This is a genomic window from Flavobacterium sp. TR2 (assembly GCF_025252405.1).
Lineage (GTDB): Bacteria > Bacteroidota > Bacteroidia > Flavobacteriales > Flavobacteriaceae > Flavobacterium.
This window is the reverse complement of the sequence record NZ_CP104307.1, coordinates 1720912-1745184: the sequence shown is the minus strand read 5'-3', so window position 1 is coordinate 1745184 and position 24273 is coordinate 1720912. Positions and strand designations below refer to the sequence as shown.

19 protein-coding genes and 2 tRNA genes are annotated in these 24273 nt (G+C 35.2%); 6 read left to right on the top strand and 15 right to left on the bottom strand.

What is annotated here, in order from left to right:
* Position 1 precedes the first annotated feature (1 nt).
* Both N4T20_RS07915 and N4T20_RS07910 read right to left on the bottom strand, forming a co-directional pair.
* Entirely contained in the window at positions 2-3052 is a 3051-nt protein-coding gene (locus tag N4T20_RS07915) for a TAT-variant-translocated molybdopterin oxidoreductase (RefSeq protein ID WP_260672506.1), read from the bottom strand.
* 32 nt (positions 3053-3084) lie between these two features.
* Positions 3085-4419 (bottom strand): c-type cytochrome, encoded by a 1335-nt coding sequence (locus tag N4T20_RS07910; protein WP_260673099.1) that lies wholly within the window; start codon positions 4417-4419, stop codon positions 3085-3087.
* A gap of 220 nt (positions 4420-4639) precedes the next feature.
* On the opposite strand from N4T20_RS07910, the gene N4T20_RS07905 reads away from it, so the two are divergent.
* Complete coding sequence (locus tag N4T20_RS07905; RefSeq protein WP_111379241.1) at positions 4640-5029, top strand: SPOR domain-containing protein; 390 nt, start codon at positions 4640-4642, stop codon at positions 5027-5029.
* Positions 5030-5116: 87 nt separating this feature from the next.
* On the opposite strand, the gene N4T20_RS07900 is transcribed toward N4T20_RS07905, so the two are convergent.
* The 5 genes from N4T20_RS07900 to rimP form a co-directional block, all read right to left on the bottom strand.
* Complete coding sequence (locus N4T20_RS07900) at positions 5117-5629, bottom strand: DUF4920 domain-containing protein (protein WP_260672505.1); 513 nt, start codon at positions 5627-5629, stop codon at positions 5117-5119.
* A gap of 72 nt (positions 5630-5701) precedes the next feature.
* On the bottom strand, positions 5702-6478 hold the full coding sequence (locus N4T20_RS07895) for a phosphatase PAP2 family protein (protein ID WP_260672504.1): 777 nt from the start codon (positions 6476-6478) through the stop codon (positions 5702-5704).
* Positions 6479-6704: 226 nt separating this feature from the next.
* Positions 6705-9578: a translation initiation factor IF-2 gene (gene infB / locus N4T20_RS07890; RefSeq protein ID WP_260672503.1), complete on the bottom strand. Its 2874-nt coding sequence runs from the start codon at positions 9576-9578 to the stop codon at positions 6705-6707.
* 59 nt (positions 9579-9637) lie between these two features.
* The gene (gene nusA / locus N4T20_RS07885; RefSeq protein WP_125722262.1) at positions 9638-10891 is read right to left on the bottom strand and encodes a transcription termination factor NusA; all 1254 of its coding nucleotides are present in this window, start codon (positions 10889-10891) and stop codon (positions 9638-9640) included.
* Between the two features lie 19 nt (positions 10892-10910).
* Complete coding sequence (gene rimP, locus N4T20_RS07880) at positions 10911-11375, bottom strand: ribosome assembly cofactor RimP (protein ID WP_260672502.1); 465 nt, start codon at positions 11373-11375, stop codon at positions 10911-10913.
* A gap of 175 nt (positions 11376-11550) precedes the next feature.
* Here rimP and N4T20_RS07875 point away from each other — a divergent pair, with 175 nt between their 5' ends.
* The 3 genes from N4T20_RS07875 to N4T20_RS07865 all read left to right on the top strand — a co-directional run bounded on the left by N4T20_RS07875 (position 11551) and on the right by N4T20_RS07865 (position 14823).
* Entirely contained in the window at positions 11551-12375 is an 825-nt protein-coding gene (locus tag N4T20_RS07875; RefSeq protein WP_260672501.1) for a universal stress protein, read from the top strand.
* A 157-nt stretch (positions 12376-12532) separates the two neighbouring features.
* A complete protein-coding gene (locus N4T20_RS07870; RefSeq protein ID WP_260672500.1) occupies positions 12533-13954 on the top strand; it encodes an aldehyde dehydrogenase family protein in 1422 nt (473 codons plus the stop codon).
* Between the two features lie 62 nt (positions 13955-14016).
* Complete coding sequence (locus tag N4T20_RS07865; RefSeq protein WP_260672499.1) at positions 14017-14823, top strand: helix-turn-helix domain-containing protein; 807 nt, start codon at positions 14017-14019, stop codon at positions 14821-14823.
* A 254-nt stretch (positions 14824-15077) separates the two neighbouring features.
* Here the strand turns inward: N4T20_RS07865 and N4T20_RS07860 are convergent.
* Positions 15078-15148 (bottom strand) — tRNA-Gln (locus N4T20_RS07860).
* A gap of 109 nt (positions 15149-15257) precedes the next feature.
* Positions 15258-15328 (bottom strand) — tRNA-Gln (locus N4T20_RS07855).
* Positions 15329-15574: 246 nt separating this feature from the next.
* Here N4T20_RS07855 and N4T20_RS07850 point away from each other — a divergent pair.
* Positions 15575-18853 carry a DUF2723 domain-containing protein gene (locus tag N4T20_RS07850; protein ID WP_260672498.1) on the top strand — a complete coding sequence of 1093 codons (3279 nt, stop codon included), beginning with the start codon at positions 15575-15577 and terminating at the stop codon, positions 18851-18853.
* Positions 18854-18954: 101 nt separating this feature from the next.
* Positions 18955-19596: a polysaccharide deacetylase family protein gene (locus tag N4T20_RS07845; protein WP_111368015.1), complete on the top strand. Its 642-nt coding sequence runs from the start codon at positions 18955-18957 to the stop codon at positions 19594-19596.
* A gap of 21 nt (positions 19597-19617) precedes the next feature.
* Here N4T20_RS07845 and N4T20_RS07840 read toward each other — a convergent pair whose 3' ends face one another.
* The 6 genes from N4T20_RS07840 to N4T20_RS07815 all read right to left on the bottom strand — a co-directional run bounded on the left by N4T20_RS07840 (position 19618) and on the right by N4T20_RS07815 (position 24096).
* Positions 19618-19920 carry a thioredoxin family protein gene (locus tag N4T20_RS07840; protein WP_008466807.1) on the bottom strand — a complete coding sequence of 101 codons (303 nt, stop codon included), beginning with the start codon at positions 19918-19920 and terminating at the stop codon, positions 19618-19620.
* Positions 19921-19993: 73 nt separating this feature from the next.
* Positions 19994-21229, bottom strand: a complete 1236-nt coding sequence (locus N4T20_RS07835; RefSeq protein WP_260672497.1) for a metallophosphoesterase — start codon at positions 21227-21229, stop codon at positions 19994-19996.
* A gap of 162 nt (positions 21230-21391) precedes the next feature.
* The gene (locus N4T20_RS07830) at positions 21392-21580 is read right to left on the bottom strand and encodes a hypothetical protein (protein WP_260672496.1); all 189 of its coding nucleotides are present in this window, start codon (positions 21578-21580) and stop codon (positions 21392-21394) included.
* Positions 21581-21684: 104 nt separating this feature from the next.
* The gene (locus N4T20_RS07825) at positions 21685-23013 is read right to left on the bottom strand and encodes a sensor histidine kinase (protein ID WP_260672495.1); all 1329 of its coding nucleotides are present in this window, start codon (positions 23011-23013) and stop codon (positions 21685-21687) included.
* Positions 23014-23023: 10 nt separating this feature from the next.
* Entirely contained in the window at positions 23024-23698 is a 675-nt protein-coding gene (locus N4T20_RS07820) for a response regulator transcription factor (protein WP_260672494.1), read from the bottom strand.
* Between the two features lie 185 nt (positions 23699-23883).
* Positions 23884-24096 carry a hypothetical protein gene (locus tag N4T20_RS07815; protein WP_260672493.1) on the bottom strand — a complete coding sequence of 71 codons (213 nt, stop codon included), beginning with the start codon at positions 24094-24096 and terminating at the stop codon, positions 23884-23886.
* Positions 24097-24273 lie beyond the last annotated feature (177 nt).

Genomic DNA, 24273 nt, shown 5'->3' with positions numbered 1-24273 from the left:
ACTAAGTATTTCTAACTTTAACATGGTAAACCACATTAGGTTTTGTACCTACGTGCTCTAATAAGTGGTATGATCTTTCGTCAGCAGCTAATTTAGCAACTTTACTTTCTTTATCATTTACATCACCAAATATCATCGCTCCTGAAGAACAAGCACTAGAACAAGCTGTTTGGAATTCACCATCTCTAACTGGACGGCCTTCGTTTTTAGCTTTTAATTTAGTTGCTTGTGTCATTTGGATACACATAGAACATTTCTCCATAACACCACGAGAACGTACGTTAACGTCTGGATTAAGAACCATACGTCCTAAATCATCGTTCATATGATAATCGAACTCGCTATTTTTGTTGTATAAGAACCAGTTAAAACGACGTACTTTATACGGACAGTTGTTTGCACAGTAACGAGTACCAACACATCTGTTGTAAGCCATATGGTTTTGGCCTTCACGACCGTGAGAAGTTGCAGCAACAGGACAAACTGTCTCACAAGGTGCATGGTTACAGTGTTGACACATTACAGGCTGGAATGCAACTTGAGGATTATCTCCTGCTTTTTCCATTTCATTAAATGTAGATAATGAACTAGATAAACCTGCAATTCCTTCTTTTCTCTCATTATCACCTTCAAAAGTACTTTCAGAAGAGTAGTATCTGTCGATACGCAACCAGTGCATATCACGGCTTCTTCTCACCTCTGCTTTACCAACAACAGGAACGTTGTTTTCAGCGTGACAAGCAATAACGCAAGCTCCACAACCAGTACAAGCATTTAAGTCAATTGAAAGATTGAAGTGGTGACCAGTTGTACGATCAAATGATTCCCAAAGATCCACAGTAGTAGCCTCAACTTCTTGGTGATCTAAAGATACCATTGGTTTTTCATTCCAATGTTCAGCATCTTTAGTATTGAATATTTCTAAAGTCGTTTCTTTAATAATATCACCTCTACCCATTAAAGTTTTCTGACCTTGAACACAAGCAAACTCGTGTACTCCTCCAGCTTTAGCGATAGAAACTGATTGAACATTATTGAAACCTTTATATAAAGCGTAAGCATTTAAACCTACTTGCATTTCTTCTTTAAGAGCAGCTTTACGTCCGTAACCAAGAGCTAGACCTAAAGTACCAACTGCCTGACCTGGCTGAACGATAACAGGAACATTTTCTAATTTAGTTCCGTCTACAGTAATAGTAGCATAACTACCATTTAAACCTCCGTTTGCAACAATTTCGTTAGTCAAACCAAGTTTTTTAGCATCTACATTAGAAACTGTTACATAGTTATCCCAAGAAACTCTTGTGATTGGATCTGGAAACTCTTGCAACCAAGGGTTATTAGCGTGCTGTCCATCTCCTAATCCTGTTTTAGTATATAATACCAATTCAAAGTCACCAGCAGATTTAGATCTTGCAACTGCATTTGCAGCAGTAGCAGCATCAATAGCGCCTCCAGATAAAGCTGAACCTCCAACAACAGCAACACCATCATGTAATACTTTGTTCCAAGAAGCACCTGCAGTGTAAGCTCCAGAATTTGCTTTTAAGTAGTCATAAAAAGTACCAGCTGTACCGTTTACTGACAATAAAACATCTTGAAATTGTTTTGTATTGAAAATAGGACGAATTGTAGGCTGAGTTAAGCTATATGTTCCGCTTGAAAGCTCAAGATCTCCCCAAGACTCTAAATAGTGAGGAGCTGGTGCAGCAATTGAAACAATAGATGCAGTTTCATCTTCTTTTAATGAAAATGCAACTGATGTTTTAACTTTTTTCAATCCAGATACAAAAGAAGCTGAATCAGCTAAAGTGTAAACTGGATTAACTCCACTCATAATTAAAGTATGAACACTTCCTGCATTCAAATCTTTAATTAATTGTGCAACTGCAGCATTAGAACCTTTTCTAATTTGTCTTGCTCCAGCAGTACTAAAAGCTTCACTAGCCAATACTTGATTGATAGCTAAAACTAATAATTGAGCATTTTTATCTTCAATTCCAGATACTAAAACTCCTTTTGAACCAGCAGCTTTAAGCTGTTGCGCAGCTTTTACTACTTCAGCTTTAAAGTTTCCTTCTAAAGCCACAGGAACAGAAGCACCTACAACAATATTATAAATTTGAACTAAAGCTTGCTTTTGAGCAGCTACAGTCATTGGAACACGCTTATCAGCAGCTGCCCCAGATAATGTCATGTTTGATTCAAACTGAAAATGACGAGACATTTTTCCGTTTTGAGGAATACGTCCTTGCGCATATCCAGCATCATATCCTCCACCTTGCCAGTCTCCTAAGAAATCAGCACCAACAGATACAATTAAAGAAGCTTTTGAAAAATCGTAATCAACTAAAGCTCTTTGACCATAAACAGCTTCAAAAGCATCTAAAGCCTCAGATGATGAAACCGCATCATACACAACGTGCTTAGCGTTTGGATTTTTTGCAATAAACTCACCAATTAATTTTTCTGTAGATGGACTTGCTAAAGTATTAGTCAATAATACAACTTGCCCGCCTTTCGCTTTTGCATCCGCTAAGCTTGATTTGATTTTCAAATCAACAGCTGACCAAGAAGAATTTTGTCCGTCTACTTTTGGCTCTTTCAAACGAGCGCTATCATACAGACCTAAGATAGATGCATGAATTCTAGCATTCGCAGAAAATTTTGCTCCAGCAATTGTATTGTTTTCAATTTTAATTGGACGACCTTCACGAGTTTTCACCAAAAGATTAGCAAAATCAAATCCATCAAAAACTGTAGTTGCATAATAATCTGCAACACCAGGAATGATTTGCTCTGGTTGCAATACATAAGGGATAGACTTGTGAACCGGACCTTCGCAAGCAGCTAATGTTACAGCCGCCGTACTAAACCCTACGTACTTTAAAAAGTCACGACGTGAAGTTCCTGAAGTAGATAAAGCCTCAGCGTTACCTAAAAACTCATCAGTAGGAATTTCTTCAACAAATTCGTTATTTCTAAGCGCCTCAACAATAGAGCTATTTTCTAGCTCTTCAACACTTTTCCAGTATTTTTTGTTTGATGACATTGTATATATATATTAAAATCTTAATAAATCGATTAATAGTGGCATTTACCACACTCTAAACCTCCCATTTGCGCTGCAGTTAATTTCTCTACACCGTATTTTTTAGAAAGCTCAGCATGAATTTTGTCATAGTAAGCATTACCTTCCATCTTAACATCAGTTTTTCTATGGCAATCAACACACCATCCCATTGTTAATTTAGAATACTGCTTCATGATTTCAAATTCTTGCACTGGACCGTGACAAGTTTGACATTCAATACCTGCAACAGAAACGTGTTGAGAGTGGTTGAAGTAAACGAAGTCAGGTAAGTTATGAATACGAACCCATTTTACAGGCATTGTTTTTCCAGTATAAGCTTGCTTAGTCTTATCCCATCCAACAGCATCATATAATTTTTGGATTTGAGCATCGTAGAACGCTTTGCTGTACTCAGGAGTAGCAGTAGTTTCAGCAACCTCTGAAATATTTTTATGACAGTTCATACAAACATTTAAAGAAGGAATACCAGCTGTTTTACTTACACGAGCAGCAGAGTGGCAATACTTACAATTGATTTCGTTATCACCAGCGTGAATTTTGTGAGAGTAGTGTATTGGCTGAATTGGCTCATAATTTTGATCTACACCTACTTGCATTAAGTAACCATAAACAAAATAACCACTAGCCAAAAGCAAGAAGATTGCAGTTACTAAAACCAAAAATTGGTTTTTAGCGAAAGCTTTCCAAATCGGAAGTCTTTCTTCTTTTGGAGCAACCTCAATACCGTTTTTATTAGCAACTTTAGTTAAAACTTTGTTTACCATAAACAACATCACAACTAAAATAGCCATTACAAGAGCAAGAGCTCCTAAAATAATGTTATTTGAAATAGCGCCATCCTGAACATTTGTTCCCGGAGGAGTCGCAGCGCCTCCAACAGCAGCAGCAGGCTCAGCCTTAGGCTCAGAAGTATAAGCTATAATATTATCAATATCTCCTTCAGACAATTGAGGAAACGAAGTCATAACAGCTTTGTTATTTTCCTCAAAAAGTTTAACTGCAACAGGATCACCTGACTTAATCATGTCAGAACTGTTATGCACCCACTTGTAAATCCAAGCCATATCATGCTTAGAAGCAACCCCCCTTAAAGCAGGACCAGTTGATTTAGCATCTAATTTGTGACATGCAGCGCAATTTGCATTAAAAAGTTCTTTCCCTTTTACTGGATCACCGCCTCCTGCAGCTGGTGCCGCAGCAGCAGCCTCAGGCGCCGCCGGAGCAGCAGCATCTTGAGCAAATGAAGTTAGGGAGAAAATTAACGTTAGCGATAAGCCAAACAGCAATTTTCTTGAGATCGAATTATGGTTACCCACCTTTTTCATATAGTATAAATAATTGTCTACTAATTTTTGGTATGATTTTTTCTGTACTAAATCCAGCAAAAACCTATACCCTCTTTTAAAACTTGCACAAAAATACGACTTATGAGCTATTCTCAAAACCTTAAAATAGTCTTAATTATCAATTTATATCAATTCTAAATAATATTAAAATTTTACACTCAAACTTTAAATAGTATTTTTGCATAAAAACCATCACATTATGAGAATTTTAAGTCCTTCAAAAAGCCTTTTATTAACAATTACAACGATTGCTTTTGCGCACAATATTAATGCTCAAGACCAAAATTTAACACTAAATCAAGATCCTAAATTTGAGCAACTGCTAAACGAGAAGCGCAAAATTAACACGTCAATAAATACAAACGACACATACAGAATCCAAATCTTTAGCGGCAAAAGCGATGAGGCAAAAAAAACGCTATCGGATTTCAAAAGAGAAAACTCAAACATTGACGGAACCATTATTTTCAGCACTCCGAACTACAAAGTGATTGTTGGCAATTTTAAAACCAGAATAGAAGCCGAAAGAAATTTGGCAGAAATCAAGAAAAGATACAAAAGTGTTTTCCTACTTAAACCCGGAAAATAATTTCTACAGAGATAAAAAAAGCGAGATGTGAAAATCTCGCTTTTTTTATCTCAAATTTAAAACTAATTAAATCAAAATGTTCTAAATCTAGTTTACAACCTTTATCGCACTAGCTACAAATCGTATTTCTTCTTTTGGCATTTTAATAGCATCTATTTCCGCCTTTGTCTTCTTAGCATCTTTTGCATAATGCTTGAGCTCTTCAACAGACGTTACCTTCTTTTCAGCATCCCCTTCTAAAACTACATTTTTACCTTTTAATGCCGTAGGTACAAAAAATGCATAATTTTTCATTTTAACAAAAAAAGAAGTTCCTTCCTCTGTTTTAAGAGTTATCCAACACCCCCTTTTTTCACAAACATTAACCACTTCTCCTTTCACGGCAACAGTTTCCATTTTTTTAGCACTGTTTAATTCGCTTTCAAGTTTTTCAACAGAAATTGCTTTATTTAAAACACTCTCAGAAATATCTGCTCCATAATAATCTCCGATTAAAGCATTTCCTGCTGGCGGAGCAGGCTTCTCGACATTCTCTTGTGAAAAAGATATTGTTGAAAAACTCATAAAAAACAAGGTTACATATATTAAAACTCTTTTCATATTTAGATCATTTTATATCCAAAAATAACATTAAAATTTAAAATACCTCTCCAAACTCAGAACCACTTTATTTTATTCTGAATTAGAATCTAAATTTTTTTGCACTTCCTTTTCAACACTCTTCCAATCAGCCAAAAAATCTGAATTACCCCATAGACATTCAACTGCCGCTTCACCCATAACCCTACCCATCCTTACATCACTATCCCAATGCGCATTACAAACAACACGACTTTCACCAAAATCATGCCCGCGTTTCAAGATTTCTTTCTCCTTTTCTGGAAAAAGCTTCATTAAAACCAATGCCCATGCCCAGCCTACAGCAGCATGACCAGAAGGAAACGAACCTACTTTATACAATATGTTTTCCTGATCTGGAGTACACGTCTTTTGATTATTAACCATAAACGGCCGCTCACGTTTGTAATGATTTTTCGCCGCATAAGTAGACAACCCTGCATCTGTCATGACTCTTCGCAACAATATATAAAGTTTAGGTGTTTTCGACTCATTAATTTCCATACCTATAATTGGCACGAATGATTTTACTGCAAAAGGAAAGGACAAATCTGCATCTCTCGCCGCCTGCAAAAAACGTTTGCTATCTTTTGATTCTAAAGCATTTTTAGCGCATTCTAGATCCATTTCAAAAAGACTTGAGCCATGTTCTGGTGGAGGCGATAAAAGAAGAAGACTGTTTGGCATTTCTGCCTCAGACAAATACCCATCTAACAATGCTGGCATTATCTCTCTTAACTGCTGAACATTTGTAAAATTACTAACAGAATTCTCTGCTTTAAAACGTCTCCTAAAAATTGCATTTACAAAATGATTTATCCTTATCCTCATATCAACACAAATATTTTATTCAACAAACTTATTTTTATTAAAAGAAGAGAAAATTACTACACAAAGAAACAAACAATCCCTAAACCTAAACATTACCAAATCCTTCATTTATGTTTCACATTATAAAATGAAACATATTTATAATAATTGACTTCTTAACATCAAATCTTTAAACAAAAAAAAAGTCCCAATTTGCATTGGGACTTTTAAATATATTAATTGAATTTTATTTCAATTTCTTTTTGATTGCTACTTCGTGGTAAGCTTCAATAACATCATTAATTTCGATATCATTAAATCCTTTTATCTGGATACCACAATCATAACCTTTCGTTACTTCTTTAACATCATCTTTGAAACGTTTCAAGGCAACTAACTCACCTGTGTGAACCACAACTCCATCTCTAATAACTCTAATTTTAGAAGTTCTCAAGATTTTACCATCAGTTACCATACATCCAGCAATTGAACCCACTTTAGAAATTTTGAAAATCTCACGAATTTCAGCATTACCTAAAACTTCTTCTTTCATTTCTGGCGCCAACATTCCTTCCATCGCATCTTTCAAGTCGTCAATTGCCGCATAAATGATAGAGTAGTAACGGATATCAATTTCTTCTTTATCGGCAAGCTGTCTAGCATTTCCAGCAGGACGAACATTAAATCCGATGATGATTGCATCTGATGCAGAAGCCAAGTTAACATCGGTTTCTGTAATCGCACCAACACCTTTGTGAATAATATTGATTTGAACTTCTTCTGTAGAAAGTTTAGAGAACGAATCTGATAATGCTTCAACAGAACCATCCACGTCTCCTTTAAGAATTACATTTAATTCTTTAAACTGACCAAGAGCAATACGACGTCCAATTTCGTCAAGGGTAATATGTCTTTGCGTACGAACAGATTGTTCACGCATTAATTGAGAACGTTTAGATGCAATTTGTTTTGCTTCTTTTTCGTCTTCAAACACATTGAACTTATCACCAGCTGTTGGAGCCCCATCTAAACCTAAAACTGATACAGGAGTCGAAGGACCAGCTGATAAAACTGTATGCCCTCTTTCGTCATGCATTGCTTTCACTTTACCATGATGCTTACCAGCAAGCATATAATCTCCAATTTTCAAAGTACCTTGTTGTACTAAAATTGTAGAAACATATCCTTTTCCTTTATCTAAATAAGCCTCAACAACAGTTCCTTGAGCCGCTTTATTTGGATTTGCTTTTAGATCTAAAATCTCCGCTTCTAATAAAACTTTCTCCAATAATTCTTTAACCCCTGTTCCGACTTTCGCAGAAATATCATGCGACTGAATTTTTCCACCCCAATCTTCAACAAGTAAATTCATACCAGCCAAACGTTCTTTAATCTTATCAACGTTTGCGTTTGGTTTATCAATTTTATTGATTGCAAATATAATTGGCACTCCCGCAGCTTGTGCGTGAGAAATTGCCTCTTTTGTCTGTGGCATGATATCATCATCTGCCGCAACTACAATAATTGCAATATCTGTAACTTGAGCTCCACGTGCACGCATCGCTGTAAACGCCTCGTGACCTGGAGTATCCAAGAATGCAATTTTTTGTCCGTTATCCAATGTAACTCCATACGCTCCAATGTGCTGAGTAATACCTCCTGACTCACCTGCAATTACATTTTCTTTACGGATATAATCCAGTAAAGATGTTTTACCGTGGTCAACGTGCCCCATTACCGTCACAATTGGCGCTCTTGTTACTAAATCTTCTTCTTTATCTTCTACAACCTCTATTGCTTCTTCAATATCTACCGTAATGAATTCAACATCATAACCAAACTCGTCAGCTACAATAGTTAATGTTTCAGCATCTAGACGCTGGTTCATGGTAACCATGATACCAAGAGACATACAAGTTCCAATTACTTTAGTAATCGGCACATCCATCATGATAGCAATTTCACCTACAGTAACAAATTCGGTAACTTTAATCGTTTTACTTCCTTCGTCAAGAGCTCTTTGCTCATCGTCAGATTTTTGACGGTGTGTTTCTCTTTTATCTCTTCTATATTTTGCCGCTTTAGATTTTCCTCCTTTACCTTGAAGTTTTTCAAGAGTTTCTCTAATTTGGTTTTTTACTTCTTCTTCTGTTGGCTCCACTTTAGCCACAATTGCAGGGCGGTTTCCTTTTACAAAACCAGGTCTTTGGCTTCTGTTAGCATTAAAACCTCCTCCATTGTTATTTTGAGCTGGCTTATTTGGATTTGGAGTTCCAGGCGCATTACCTGTTGCAGGTTTTGGCGCACCAGGCGTACCTGGTTTAGGACCAATTCTTTTACGCTTATTTTTATTTGCGTTATTATTATTCCCGACTCCAGGAGCTCCAGGTTTATTCTGAGCAGCTTTAGGATCTTCTTTCTTTTTCTTAGGTTTATTAAACTGAGATAAATCAATTGTCTGACCTGTAAGAGTAGTTCCTGTAAGCTTTTGATATTGAGTCGTAATAGTTTCCTCTGAAGTTGTTGGATCAGTAGACACGATAGGCTCCTGAGCAACTTTAGACTCTGCTTTAACTTCTTTTTTCTCAGTAATAATAGGTTCTTCTTTTTTTGTTTCAGAAACAGGAGTTGAAACAACTGGTTCAGATTTTACTGTTTCATTTTGAACAGGTTTTTCTGGCTGCACTGGAGCAGCAGCAACTTTTGGCTCTTCAACCTTGGCTGCTTCCTCAGAAGGAGTAATCGCAGGTTTTTTTGGATTCAAGTCAATTTTACCAACTTGTACAGGTCCCGAAACAACTGCTCTTGCTTTAATTATTTCTTGCTGTTTTTGACGCTCTTCTTCTTGTCTGCGTTTGTCTTCAATTTCTTTCTCACGCTCTACACGCAATGCTTCTTTTTCCTTTCTTTTTTCTTCTCCAACCTCTTTAGAAGCCTCCTTATTCCCCTTATCGCCCGCAAATTGGCTTTGAAGGATATTAAACTCGCTATCAGAAATTTTTGCATTAGGATTTGCATCAATAGCAATTCCTTTATCTTTTAGATAATCTACAGCTCTTTCTAACGAAATATTTAATTCCCTTAAAACCTTGTTTATTCTTATTACTCTCTCTTCAGACATATAACCTTTTTATTATTACCTTTTTCGTTGTGTTGTTAGAGCAGATGCAAGCCTATTGCTTAACTATCAAACTCTTCTTTTAGTATCTTCATAACATCTAGAATTGTTTCCTCTTCTAAGTCTGTTCTTCTTACTAAATCTTCTACGTCGTGTTTCAAGATACTTTTTGCAGTATCTAAACCTATTTTTGCAAACTCTTCAATTACCCACTCTTCGATTTCATCTGAGAACTCTGTCAATTCAACATCGTCTTCATCTGCAACGGTTCCGGCAACATCTCCTTCACGGATAACATCTAATTCATAACCTGTCAACTGACCTGCCAATTTAATGTTGTGACCACCTCTACCAATTGCTTTAGAAACTTCTTCCAATTTCAAGAAAACTTCAGCTCTTTTGCTCTCTTCGTCAATTTTAATAGAAGAAACTTTTGCAGGGCTTAATGCTCTTGTAATAAATAATTGAATATTGTTTGTATAATTGATTACATCAATATTTTCATTTCCTAGCTCACGAACAATTCCATGAATACGAGAACCTTTCATTCCCACGCAAGCTCCAACTGGATCAATTCTGTCATCATAAGAATCAACAGCAACTTTTGCTTTTTCTCCTGGAATACGAACTACATTTTTCACTGTAATTAGTCCGTCGAAAACTTCTGGAATTTCTTGCTCAAATAATTTTTCTAAGAACTTTTCTGAAGTTCTAGACATAATAATCTGAGGTTTGTTCCCTTTTAATTCTACGCTTTCAATAATTCCACGAACATTATCCCCTTTACGGAAGAAATCTGATGGAATTTGTTTTTCTTTTGGAAGCACAATTTCATTTCCTTCATCATCAACTAAGATAACTACTCTTGGACGTACGTGATGCACTTCAGCTGTATAAATATCACCGATAATATCTTTAAATTGTTTGTAAAGATTGGTATTATCGTGTTCGTGAATTTTAGATATTAAATTCTGACGAAGCGCTAAGATAGCTCTTCTTCCTAAATCAATCAATTTTACTTCTTCAGAAACTTCTTCACCAATTTCAAAATCCGCCTCAATTTTTCTTGCTTCAGTCAATGTAATTTCCTCATTTTCAAAATCAAGATCCTCATCAGCAACAATTACTCTTCTTCTCCAGATTTCCATATCGCCTTTATCAGGATTTATAATGATATCGAAATTTTCATCTGAACCGTATTTTTTCTTTAATGCATTTCTAAATACGTCCTCTAAAATTGCCATAAGCGTTACACGATCAATAAGTTTATTATCTTTAAACTCTGAGAATGAATCGATTAATGCTAAATTTTCCATGCGAATTTTTTAATTAAAATTAAAATGTTACCGTAACAACTGCCTCTTTAATTTCTGTATAAGGTATTTGTTGCTCTTTTTGAACTGTTTCTTTTCCTTTTCCTACTTTTTTCGGTTCTCTTGCTTTCCAAGACAAAATTATGAAAACATCATTAGCTTCTACCAATTCTGCTTCTATTTTTTCTGTATTTGTGGTAACAATCAACGTTCTACCAACATTTTTCTTGTATTGTCTTACCATTTTCAGAGGTGTCCCTACTCCAACCGATGCTACTTCAAGCGAAAAATCCTGTTCTTCACGATCCAGATTATTTTCGATTGCACGACTAATATCGATACAGTCTTGCAGCGCCACTCCATTATCTCCGTCTAAACCGACACTAATTTTAAAAGAATCCGAAACAGCCAGATCAACCAAAAAGATTGATGGTTTTTCCAGAAGGGCTTCCGTAATTAATCCGTTTACTTTTTCTTTGAATGTCATAATTTTATAAAAAGAGGGGACACTTAGTCCCCTCATTATTTAGATTTTAATAAATAACAGTGCAAATATAGTGTTTTTTTTATAAATCAAATATAATTGATTGCTCTAAAATAATTTCTTATCTTTATATAGCATTAAAATGCAGACTTATTCATAATTTTTAACCCTCAAAATCATGAAACGAATTTTAGTACCTACCGACTTCTCAGAACACGCAGAAGACGCTCTAAGAGTTGCGGCCCAAATCGCAAAAAAGAACAATTCTGAAATCATTCTTCTTCATATGCTCGAATTGCCACAGCAATCGAATGATGCTATAATGGGCGGAACCAGCATTCCTGAAACTATGCTTTTTATGAAGAAAGCAAACGAAACACTAGACGAAGTTGCCTCTAGAGAATATCTAGAAGGAATTCCGGTAACTGAAATTGTAAAAATGGACAAGCCTATACACGGCATTACGCAAATAAGCAAAGATTATGACATTAACCTAATTGTCATGGGATCTCATGGCTCTTCTGGGGTTGAAGAATTACTATTAGGCTCTAACACAGAAAAAGTGGTCAGAAACTCAGAAATACCTGTTTTAGTCATCAAGAAAAATATTCCAAATTTTAATGCATCCAACATTGTTTTTGCATCTGATTTTTCAGAAGAAGCAAAAAAACCATTTGTAAAACTTTTAAACTTCACCAAATTATTTGATTCAAAACTACATTTAGTAACCATTTGCACGCCTAACAGCTTTAAACCAACTCACGTAAGCGAAAAAGCAATGAGCGATTTTGTTAGCGAATTCAATATCACCAATTACACCACGCAAATCTATAACGACACCAATATTGAAAAAGGAATTATTAATTTCTCTAATAAAATAGACGCAGATGTAATTGGAATGTGCACACATGGCAGAACTGGTTTTGCTCACTTTTTTAACGGAAGCATAAGCGAAGGACTGGTTAATCACGCTGTCAAACCTGTTATTACATTAAAAATCTAACATAATCCATTTATTCTTCTAAAGCCTCTCGTCTGGGAGGCTTTTTTTTTGCAAAAAAAATGAGCTTCTCAACAAAGCACAACTGAGCTTTACAACAAAACCTCCAAGGTATTTAATGCAGAAATTTGTCAAATAGAAATTCATTAAAAACAACAACATGAAAATAATAGACAAAATTTACATTAATGGAGAATTTGTTACTCCAAATGGAACTGAACACTTCGATTTAATCAGCCCTACGACAAACGAAAAATTAGGAAAAGTCCGCTTAGGCAACACGGAAGACACTCAAAAAGCAATCGAAGCGGCCCAAAATGCTTTCAAAACTTTCTCAAAAACAACAACCACAGAAAGAATCCAATATCTTAAAAACATCAGATCTTCTGTTGAAAAAAGAAAAGACGACTTTATCAATATAATGACAGAAGAATACGGAGGAACATTTCAGTTTGCAAGCGTAAGCTATGATTATATGCTAAAAAGTTTTGATTCTGCAATCAATCTTCTTAACTCTTACAGCTTTATCAAAACAATGGGAGAATCTGAAGTTCAAATGACACCAATTGGCGTAGTCGGAATCATCATTCCGTGGAATTCAAGCAACGGCTTCATCTGCAGCAAATTATCTACAGCAATCGCAGCAGGATGCACGACTGTAATTAAACCTAGCGAAATGAGCGCTCAACAGACTCAACTGATCACCGAATGCCTTCACGAAGCAAATCTTCCAAAAGGCGTATTCAATATTGTAAACGGATTAGGAGAAATTGTCGGCGCCGAAATAAGCAGAAACCCTGACATCGCCAAAATATCTTTTACAGGATCTACAAACGTTGGAAAAATAATTGCAAAAGAAGCGGTCAACACCATGAAAAGAGTTACTCTTGAACTTGGCGGAAAATCTCCAAACATCATTCTAGACGATGCTGATTTTTCAAAAGCTATTCCACTTGCCATTGGCGCAGCATTTATGAACAGCGGACAAGCCTGTATTGCCGGAACCAGATTACTAATTCCAGAAGACAGATTAGAAGAAGCTAAACTTCTCATCAAAGAAACGATTCCAAGCTTTATTGTTGGCGACCCTAAAAATCCAAATACCGCAGTCGGGCCAATGGTCAGCACAAAACAATACAATCGCGTTCAAGATTATATTCAGACTGGAATCAATGAAGGCGCAGAGATATTAGCTGGCGGACTTGGAAAACCTGAAGGGCTAGAAAACGGAAATTTTGTCAAGCCAACTGTTTTCATCAATGTAAATAACCAAATGCGAATTGCAAGAGAGGAAATATTCGGACCTGTTTTATCCATCATCACTTACAAAACTGAAGAAGAAGCCATTGAAATCGCAAACGACACCACTTACGGACTACAGGCTTACATAAGCTCATCCGACTCAGAAAGAGCTTATCATGTCGCTTCGCAAATTAATGCAGGCCGTGTTCAGATTAATGGAATTAGCCACGATCCAATGGCTCCTTTTGGCGGATTTAAGCAATCTGGAATTGGGCGCGAGTTTGGAACCATTGGATTAGAAGCTTATCTGGAACCAAGAGCATTAATTCAGCCAAAATAACTTTCATCAATCTGGAAATCTTTAAACCAAAGATTTCCAGATCTTTTATTATTTTTACAAATATGAGCATCAAACCAAATACAAAGCCAAAAATTCTCTACTCGTGCTATTATTCACGCAGTCGAGAAGGCGAGCATTTTATACCTGAACACGTTTTTAGCTATCAAATTTCTGGCGAAATGATCGCTTCAGACAGTAAAAGCACCTTTCATTCCAAACCGGGAGATTTCCGCTTCAGCAGAAGAAACCATTTGGCAAAATTCACCAAAATACCGCCAGAAGGAGGCGAATTTAGAACCGTTTCACTTTTTTTGGATCAAGAAATCTTAAGAGAAATCAGCAAGGACTACAATTTGAAAGCCGACAAAAAAGCCGATACAGATGCTATGTTTTCACTAGCTCCTAATCCGCTCTACAAATCTTTCATGGAATCGCTCATATCTTATCTTGAAGTTGAAGAAGAAAACAATGAGGCTTTGTTCAATTTAAAAATCAAAGAAGCCATCCATCTCTTATTGAAAATAAATCCAGAATTAAAAGATATTTTATTTGATTTTAACGAGCCTGGCAAAATTGACTTGGAAGCTTTTATGAACAAAAATTTCCATTTCAATGTCCAAATGCACCGATTTGCCTATCTTACAGGAAGAAGCTTAGCAACATTTAAGAGAGATTTTCAGAAAATTTTCCAGCAGACTCCCGGAAAATGGCTTTTAAACAAAAGGCTTCAAGAAGCTTATTATTTAATCAGCCAAGGAAATCCGCCATCAGAAGTATATATTGGTGTTGGCTTTGAAGATCTTTCGCATTTTTCATTTTCATTTAAAAAGAAATTCGGAATCGTCCCTTCTTCTTTAAATCACAAATAGATCTTCCGAAATAAACCTTTTGCAATAAGTCCCCACGGCTGAAACCACGGGCTATGTCAAAATAAAACTAGGAAAATCTTACCAATAAAGCTTTGCAAACCCTACATTCTTAAAAAGATATTCCTTGCGCACTTTGCGTATACCTTAGCGCACTTTGCGTATACCTTAGCGCGCTTTGCGTTAAAAAAACACCCAGAAAAACACTCTAAATTTAAAGCATAAAAAAGCCTCTCATTTCTGAGAGGCTTTTTCTGTTGGTCTACTAGGACTCGAACCTAGAAAGACGGCACCAAAAACCGTAGTGTTACCATTACACCATAGACCAGCAGTGCGGTTAAGCGGGTGCAAAATTAAAACTTTATTTAATTTATGCAAATTTTAAAGCAAACTTTTTTCAAATAAAAAAGCCTCTCATTTCTGAGAGGCTTTTTCTGTTGGTCTACTAGGACTCGAACCTAGAAAGACGGCACCAAAAACCGTAGTGTTACCATTACACCATAGACCAGCAGTGCTGTAAAGCGAGTGCAAATTTAAGTCTTTATTTAGTTTGTGCAAACTTTTTGAGCAAAAAAAATCATTTTTTTTGATTTTTTTCACATTCAAATTCGCTTCAATATCAAAAACTCCTCATAAACAACACATTACTTATTACGTATAGTTTTATAGAATTTTTTGTTAATGCTCGTTTCTTTACGTAAAAAAACATTTTCTTTGTAGGATAGAAAAACATTCAAATTTTTAACACCTAAATATGGCACAATTCAATTTCAATAAATGGAATACAATTATTGGTTGGTTTGCATTTGCAATCGCTTTAATCACTTATACATTAACAGTTGAACCTACAATGAGCTTTTGGGATTGCGGAGAATATATTGCTACCGCAGCCAAACTTGAAGTAGGCCACCCACCGGGAGCACCGCTTTTCCAGATGATGGGTGCATTTTTTGCCATGTTTGCAATAGATGCTCAGCACGTGGCTCTAATGGTTAACATGATGTCTGTTTTTTCTAGCGCATTTACCATATTATTTATGTTCTGGTCATCGTCTATGATTTTGAAAAAGATCGTTGGACGTTTTACAGAAATTGACCAAAACAATTCGATCGTTATTTTAGGAAGTTCTTTTGTAGGCGCATTGGCTTATACATTTTCTGACAGTTTCTGGTTTAATGCGGTTGAAGCCGAAGTTTATGCGATGGCTTCATTACTAATTGCTTTGCTTTTCTGGTTAGGTTTACGCTGGGAGCAAGACATGGACAAACCAAAAGGAAACAAATGGCTTTTAATCATTTCATTGGTTGTTGGTCTTTCGTTTGGAGTTCACTTCATGGCTCTTTTAACTATTCCATCCATTGGATTCTTATACTATTTCAAACACTACGAAAAAGTTACAATTAAAAACTTCCTTATTGCCAATGTAGTTGTTATTGGAATTTTATTGTTCATTTTCAAATTACTTCTTCCTCTTACTATGGCATTTTTCGGAAAAACCGAAATTTTCATGGTAAACAGCATGGGACTTCCGTTTAACTCAGGAACTATCTTTGTTGCATTATTGTTTGTTGCTTTTTTCTATTTTGGATTAAAATACACCAAACAAAAAGGTTTGATATTTTACAACACTATTATATTGTGCATTTTATTTATCTTAATTGGTTTCTCAACTTGGCTGATGCTTCCTGTTCGTGCAAATGCCAATACGGTAATCAATGAAAACAAACCTTCAGATGCCACAGAGGTTTTGGCTTATTACAATCGTGAACAATATGGTGTAAATCCTTTATTTTATGGGCCTCAATACACAGAACTTTTTGCTGGTCTTGATGCTAAAACACCTTATTTAGACAAAAAGCCAAACTACGAAAGAGATTATAAAACAGGAAAATATATCATTACCAATAATTATAAAAATGCAGAACAAAATTCTGATGACAACCAGAAAGCAATTCTACCAAGAATGTGGAGCACAGAAACAGGACACATTCAAAACTATATCAACTTTACAAATCCTCCAAAATTCCGAATCAATCCTAATTATAATTATGATGAAGATTTGGCAAAATACGGAATTGATGCGAGCCAATTAAGCGAAGATGAATACAACAAAGCTACTGCTCAATTGCGCAATGAGGTTGAAAAAACAGTTTCTGAGTTTAGAAGAGCTTATGCTCAAAAACAGATTGACAACGAAGGTTACGTAAAATTCTTAAGAAGTTACGGAGAATATTTAATTATTGAGAAGCCTTCTACAGCTGACAACTTCAGTTTTATGTTTGAATATCAATTTGGATATATGTACTGGAGATATTTGATGTGGAATTTTGTTGGGCGCCAAAATGATGTTCAGGGCAAATATGATAATTTGGACGGTAACTGGATTAGCGGCATCAAACCTTTAGATTCTGTTCATTTAGGTTCTCAAGACAATCTGCCAACAGATGTATTAAACAACAAAGGGCGCAATGCTTATTATTTTATTCCTTTTATTTTAGGGCTAATTGGTATCATGTACCATGCCAACAAAGATTTAAAGAGCTTTTATGTTCTTTTGGCTTTATTCTTATTTACAGGAATTGCACTAAAAATATATTTGAATGAAAGACCTTTTGAACCTCGCGAAAGAGATTATGCACTAGTAGGTTCATTCTACGTCTTTGCCATCTGGATCGGATTTGGAGTTTACTCACTTTATGAAAGCCTCCAGAAATATCTTGCTCCAAAAATTGCGGGACCAGTGCTTATTGCCGGAAGTTTATTGGCTGCACCTGTTTTAATGGCAGCTCAAAACTGGGATGATCACGATAGATCTGGAAGATACACAGCGGTTGCAATGGCAAAAGCTTACTTAAGTTCTTGCGACAAAGATGCAATCTTATTTACAATTGGAGATAACGACACCTTCCCTCTTTGGTACGCGCAGGAAATTGAGCACTTCAGAACCGATGTGAAGATTGTAAACACAAGTTTATTCATGACAGACTGGTACATTGACCAAATGAAGGCGAAGTCTTATGAATCAAATCCACTGCCGATTTCTTTTGTGCATAGCCAGTATGTGGGAGACAACTTGGATTACACAGCTTATATTCAAAAAATTGATACTCGTTGGAACATTAAAGATTTTATCGATTTTATCAAAAACCCTAAATCGACTGTTGGATTACAAAACGGACAAACCATTCATTTTTATCCAACAAACAAGATTAGAGTAAATGTGGATAAAAATGTTATCATTCAAAATAAAGTGGTTAATCCTAAGTATTACGACTCTATTGTTCCTTACTTAGATATTGATATTAAAGGAAGCGCATTGTACAAAAACCGTTTAATGATGCTTGACATTTTAGCCAATAACAACTGGAAGAGGCCGATTTACTTTAGCGGTGGCGCTTTTGATGATGAAGATTATTTATGGTTAAAAGATTATCTGCAATTGGATGGAATGGTGTATAAATTGGTTCCAATAAAAAACACTCCTTCAAAAGATGGCGGACCATTAGACATGGGCCAAATTGATGCAGATAAAATGTACGATATTGTAATGAAATGGGATTGGGGCAATAGCAATGGAAACATCTATCACGATCCTGAAACCAGAAGAAACAGCATTACCTACCGTACCAATCTTTCTAGATTAATGAACCAGCTTATTGAAGAAGGTAAGATTGACAAAGCTAAAAATGTAATCAATTTAGCAATGACCCAAATGCCTTTAGACAAATTTGGATATTACTCATTGGTTGAAGGTTTTGCTGACGGTTATTACAAAGTGGGAGAAAAAGCCAAAGCGCAGGATCTTTTAAACAAATTGGTTCAAAAGTATAAAGAGAATCTAAACTATTACAGCACATTAACTCCTTCAGACCAAACTGATTTGGCTGTAGATATCATTACAGATATTGAGCGTTACAGAAGTCTGCTGCACGTAATGGATGACAATAAAGACACTGCTTTTTACAACCAGCACAAAACAACGTTTAATACTTACGTGAATGTTTTTGAGCGTTTTGGACGTGAAAAAGAATAAATAATATACGAAAATCTTACTTATTAAAAAAATGCAGCGCTGTTTGATAAATAGCGCTGCATTTTTTAATTTTATACATACTAATACAATTTTAATTCAAAATGAGCTTCTATTGGGTAAAAACTAACGCATTTATAAAAAAGGTGTTTTCTAAATATTGCTGGGACATTCCTAACAACGAAAAGAAAATATACCTTACTTTTGATGATGGTCCTACTCCAGAAATTACAGACTGGGTCTTGTCTGAATTAAAAAAATTTGACGCAAAGGCTACCTTTTTCTGCATCGGAAAAAACATAAAAGCCAACTTAGCTCTATTTGAAAAGCTAATTACAGACGGGCATTCAATTGGCAACCATACCATGAACCATGTGAATGGCTGGAAAATCCATACCAATGAATACATCGAAAATGTAAAAAACTGTGCGGCTGTTTTAGATGAACAAGAAAAAGCTCCTCACCGCTTATTATTTCGTCCTCCTTATGGAAAAATCAAAAAAGCGCAATCTAAAATCCTAAGAAGTTTAGGCTATAAAATAGTAATGTGGGATGTTTTAAGCGCCGATTTCGATCAAAGCATTACTCCAGAAAAATGCCTTGAAAACGTAACAAAAAATGTAAAATCGGGTAGCGTAATTGTTTTTCATGACAGTATTAAAGCTTCTCCAAATTTAAGATTTGCTTTGCCTCGAACACTGCATTTTTTAAAAGAAAACGGATATAAGTTTGACATTATTCACTAAATAACATCAAAAAAGGGAGGTTTAGACGTTAAATTGTTCCTGGACAATTCCGATAATAGTATTGGCATCAAGTTCTCCAGATTGTCTCCAGATCATTTGCCCTTCTTTATAAATCATTAAAGTTGGAAGCCCTTTAATACGAAGCGCTTCTGCTAGTTCCTGATTTTTATCTACATCAATTTTGATTACTTTGGCTTTATCGCCAAGCGCAGCCGCTACGTCCTTAATAACAGGATGCATAGAAACTGAAGATTCATTCCAATCTGTGTAAAAGTCAATTAACACTGGAACTTGAGCATTTATTAATTCTCCAAATTTTGACATAAAACCAAAAATTTAAGTTTTTTAAATCTTCTAAAAGAAATAAATATTATACAAATGTAGCATTTTTAACGAATTAACCGACATTACGGCCTTTTTTTAGTTCAATTACCGTTATTTCAGGCATAATTCCAACTCGCCCGGGATATGCGTGAAAACCAAATCCGCGGTTAACATAAACGTATCTTCCGACATTTTCGTACAATCCTGCCCACTGTTTATAAATGTATTGTGCCAAACTCCATTTAAAATATCCCGGAATCTCAATTCCGAACTGCATACCGTGAGTATGGCCTGCAAATGTCAGATGGAAATTCTTTGGATGATCTTTAATTTCGGCATCCCAATGGCTTGGATCATGACTCATTAAAACTTTAAAATCGTCTTGATTCACATTTTCAGAAGCTTTATTTAAATCGCCTGCTTTCTTAAAATTAACTCCCCAATTTTCTACCCCGATCAAGGCAATTTTATCATCGCCTTTTTGAATGTAAGTATGTTCGTTTAGCATTAATTTAAAACCGATTTGACCATACAAATTTTTAATTGCCTTAAAATTCTCGTCTTTTTCTTTCTCAGATGGCCATGTTACATATTCTCCATAATCATGGTTTCCTAAAACCGCAAACTTCCCGTATTTATAATCTTTAATGCGGCTAAAAGTTTCCAGCCACGGATGCATTTCTTTGGCATGGGTATTTACAATATCACCCGTAAACAAAATCAAGTCAGATTCTTGTGCATTAATCAAATCAATCGCATAATTAATTTTCTCTGGATTATCAAAACTTCCGCTATGAACATCTGAAATCTGAGTTATTTTAAAGCCATCGAAAGCATCTGGAAGATCTGGGAAAAATATAGTCTGTTTGATTACTTTAAAATTATATTTGCCTTCAAAAATTCCGTAAATAATAGAGAGAAAAGGTATTGCCGCGAGACCCAACGCGAGCTGACTGACAAATTTTCTTCTGTCTGGCATCATTTCCTTACGCGGAGTATTGTAAACAAAATAATTTAAGATACTGGCTCCTATTCTAAAAATATCTTCGCCAAACATGATTAGCGTAAGCAAAATTTTAGGCACATAGACCGTCAGCATCAAACCTGTGGTAAACATAAACTGCCTAGTCTGCCCAACAGAACGATCTACTTGCGAAAAAGAATAAATAATAAAGATTAAAACCAGTAGGCTAATAATTTGATAACTTATCAAAACCCAGCGTGTTTTGATTAAAGTTCGAAAAGCCTGATATGAATAGAACTCAATAAATAATAAAAGAGCGCATAGAAATATAAAACGAAAGATCATCTAATTTATAGTTTTAAACAAAGTAACAAAGAATGAGAATTCTATTTCTTTTTATTATAAAAAATTTAACGCTGTAAAACATAAAAAAGCTGAAAGATGACTCCTTCAGCTTTAACCTACCAACCTTTAAAACTATTTAATCTTAAGACTTAAAATGTCGTTTTATTTTGCTTTTGGAGTTTCTGTTTTTGCAGCTTCTGCTTTTTTCTCTCCTTTAGCTTTTTTGTTTGCTTTTTTATCTTGTTTTTCAGTTTTCACTTCTTTTGTTTTTGTTTGCGCTGGAGTTGTTTGTGCATTTACCATTGCGAATGTTCCGAAAACTGCTACTGCTAAAATTGCTAATTTTTTCATGACTTTTAAATTTTTGATTTGTTATTTTTATTATTTACAAGTCAAAGGTATAATCGCAACATGAAGACAAAATGAAGAAAAAGTCCTACAATAAATTTTAACTTTTAATTAGCTTTTGGAAACCATAATTTGAAAGTAGTCCCCACGCCCAATGCAGATTCTACTGTCATTTCTATATGATGGAAAGCTGCAATACTTTTAGCAATTGCAAGTCCCAAGCCCTGCCCTTCCTGATCTGAACTGATTCTGGCAAAACGGCTAAATATTTTTTCCAACTGCGATTCATCCATTCCTATTCCAGAATCTTTCACTGACATAAAATAATGATTATCTGCAAAACCATCCTCAATACTAATCTTTCCTTGCAGTTTATTATATTTAATGGCGTTGGTTACTAAATTATAAATGAGAATATGAATTAAGGTTTTGTTCCCAGTAAAAACAAAGCTGCTTTTCATCTCATCGATGAATTGAATTTCTTTATCCTCAATGCGGTCTTGAAGGTCTTCGTACAAGTCCAAAACGATTTCTCGAAGATTAATTTCTTCATTGGCCACATACTGATTATTATCTATTCTTGAGATCAGCAATAAATTATTGATGATTTTTTTTAGCATATCCAGTGTCTTTAGAGAACCTGCAATTTTATCGACTGCATTATCGTCTAAAGATTCATTTTGAAGCAAATTTTCGAGCTTGTTTTTAAGCAGCGCAATTGGCGTTAAAAGTTCGTGCGAAACATTGGAGATAAACTGCTTTTCTTTTTTAAAAACCTCCGCAATACGATCCATCATTTGGTTTAAAACAAAATCTAACTCCCTAAAATCTCTTGAAGCAGCTTTTATCGGAGTATGATCAAATGTTTCTGGCTCATTTACTCGCCTTATTTTAGTGTCAATAATTTTATAAAATGGCTTTAAAAGATATTCGATATAAAATGTATCTGCCAAAAAAGTGATAAACAGAATCACCACAAAGACAATGATAATGAACAGCCTGATGACAAAAGTCAAATCGTTGACCTCACTCAGACTGCTCCCAATTTCAAGCTGATAATCAACTCCCTCATAAGTAAAGTGATGCTGCAATATTCGATATTCGCTTTCTTCATTTTCAATCTTGCGATAGTCATTTGTAAAAGTTGTTTTTTTCTCATGCGGTTTTATAGGAACTCGAGACAATACCAAAAACTCGCTATGAAGCGTTGAAAATTCTGAAAAAGTTTCGGTCGAATCATCTGGATTTTCTATAAAATCATTTATTTCATCTTGATTAAGATGCTCGATAAATTTTTTCTTTTTCTCCAGCAGACTATTGTTAATATGATGATAGACCACATTTTCTACCAAAATAGGAAGCATCAGCCATAAAATCAAAATGACCAGCAGTCTGGTCATGGCATTAAAAATGGCTAATTGATGTTTTATTTTCACAAGAATAAATTTATTCGTTTATACGATAACCAACATTTCGAACCGTTTCAAACCAGTCAATAGCAGTATGCTTGTCCAGTTTTTTGCGAAGATTTCGAACATGAACATCAATAAAATTAGAATCTGAATTTACTTCTAAAATGTCTCCCCAAATATGCTCTGTCAATTGCAGTCTTGTAATGACCCTGTTTTTATTTAGAACTAAATACTGAAAAATATCAAACTCTTTTTTGGTAAGACTTAGCGGAACTTCATTAAAACTTACTTTATAATCCTGAAGCTGCAGCAAAAAACCATGAATGCTTAAATTATTTAAAGTAAATCCATGAATTCTGCGAATCACTGCAAACAATCTCGCAGCCAGCTCTGTCAAAGCAAAAGGTTTTGTCAAATAATCGTCGGCTCCAAGATGAAGTCCATTAATCCTATCATCCAATTCTCCTCGGGCAGTAAGCACAATAACCGCAATCTTAGATTTAGTTTTTCGAATCGTCTGCAAAACCTCAAAACCATCGCCGTCTGGCAGACCCAAATCGAGCAGCATAGCATCATAGTCATTGCTTCCAAATTCTTCCAGCGCATCTGCACAATTATTAGCAATCTTACAAATATAACCTGCGTTGCATAAAAAATCGTAAACTTCTACAGCAAGCTCTTTATTATCTTCAACAATTAAAACATTCATAAACAAGATCTTTTAGCACAACTAAAATTAATGAATTATCAAAAGTCTAGCTGCACATTATTAAAAAATTAACTAACGAAAAAAGCTGACAAATTTCTTCATCAGCCTTTTCAATCGCATTCTCATAATCATTATTCCTGTTTTGCCTCCGTTACAATGCTTCGAAAACAAAACGAGAGCAATTCTTATTTTTTCATTTTTGCAGTTTCTGGTTTCGCAGCTTCTGTTTTTGGCGCTTCAGTTTTTACTGATTTTGCTTTTTTATCAGATTTGTGTTTAGGATGTTTGGTTGCTTTAACTTCTTTTGCTGGAGCTACTTTTCTATCTTTTGCAGGAAATGCGTGAACCATTGCACTTGTTCCTAAAACTGCTACTAGTAACATTAATAAATTTCTCATGATTTCTAAGATTTAAGAATTAATAACCTTTTATTTTCAAATCAAAATTACCTCGAGAAAATGAAGCCAAAATGAAGAAACCGCTCCATAGAAAAATTTAACTTGACATTAACGCTTCGCGGTTTTTTCACCATATAAGTTATATAAGCTCATTTAATTGTTTAACCGTTTTCAGCC

Bases quoted from the DNA above. Each gene is read 5' to 3' on its own strand.
- nusA (WP_125722262.1), bottom strand. From the start codon at position 10,891: ATGGAAAATTTAGCATTAATCGATTCATTCTCAGAGTTTAAAGATAAT.
- N4T20_RS07820 (WP_260672494.1), bottom strand. From the start codon at position 23,698: ATGAATGTTTTAATTGTTGAAGATAATAAAGAGCTTGCTGTAGAAGTT.
- N4T20_RS07865 (WP_260672499.1), top strand. From the start codon at position 14,017: ATGAGCATCAAACCAAATACAAAGCCAAAAATTCTCTACTCGTGCTAT.
- N4T20_RS07910 (WP_260673099.1), bottom strand. From the start codon at position 4,419: ATGAAAAAGGTGGGTAACCATAATTCGATCTCAAGAAAATTGCTGTTT.
- N4T20_RS07845 (WP_111368015.1), top strand. From the start codon at position 18,955: ATGAGCTTCTATTGGGTAAAAACTAACGCATTTATAAAAAAGGTGTTT.
- N4T20_RS07815 (WP_260672493.1), bottom strand. From the start codon at position 24,096: ATGAGAAATTTATTAATGTTACTAGTAGCAGTTTTAGGAACAAGTGCA.
- rimP (WP_260672502.1), bottom strand. From the start codon at position 11,375: ATGACATTCAAAGAAAAAGTAAACGGATTAATTACGGAAGCCCTTCTG.
- N4T20_RS07835 (WP_260672497.1), bottom strand. From the start codon at position 21,229: ATGATCTTTCGTTTTATATTTCTATGCGCTCTTTTATTATTTATTGAG.
- N4T20_RS07875 (WP_260672501.1), top strand. From the start codon at position 11,551: ATGAAACGAATTTTAGTACCTACCGACTTCTCAGAACACGCAGAAGAC.
- N4T20_RS07900 (WP_260672505.1), bottom strand. From the start codon at position 5,629: ATGAAAAGAGTTTTAATATATGTAACCTTGTTTTTTATGAGTTTTTCA.
- N4T20_RS07905 (WP_111379241.1), top strand. From the start codon at position 4,640: ATGAGAATTTTAAGTCCTTCAAAAAGCCTTTTATTAACAATTACAACG.
- N4T20_RS07850 (WP_260672498.1), top strand. From the start codon at position 15,575: ATGGCACAATTCAATTTCAATAAATGGAATACAATTATTGGTTGGTTT.
- N4T20_RS07830 (WP_260672496.1), bottom strand. From the start codon at position 21,580: ATGAAAAAATTAGCAATTTTAGCAGTAGCAGTTTTCGGAACATTCGCA.
- infB (WP_260672503.1), bottom strand. From the start codon at position 9,578: ATGTCTGAAGAGAGAGTAATAAGAATAAACAAGGTTTTAAGGGAATTA.
- N4T20_RS07915 (WP_260672506.1), bottom strand. From the start codon at position 3,052: ATGTCATCAAACAAAAAATACTGGAAAAGTGTTGAAGAGCTAGAAAAT.
- N4T20_RS07840 (WP_008466807.1), bottom strand. From the start codon at position 19,920: ATGTCAAAATTTGGAGAATTAATAAATGCTCAAGTTCCAGTGTTAATT.
- N4T20_RS07870 (WP_260672500.1), top strand. From the start codon at position 12,533: ATGAAAATAATAGACAAAATTTACATTAATGGAGAATTTGTTACTCCA.
- N4T20_RS07895 (WP_260672504.1), bottom strand. From the start codon at position 6,478: ATGAGGATAAGGATAAATCATTTTGTAAATGCAATTTTTAGGAGACGT.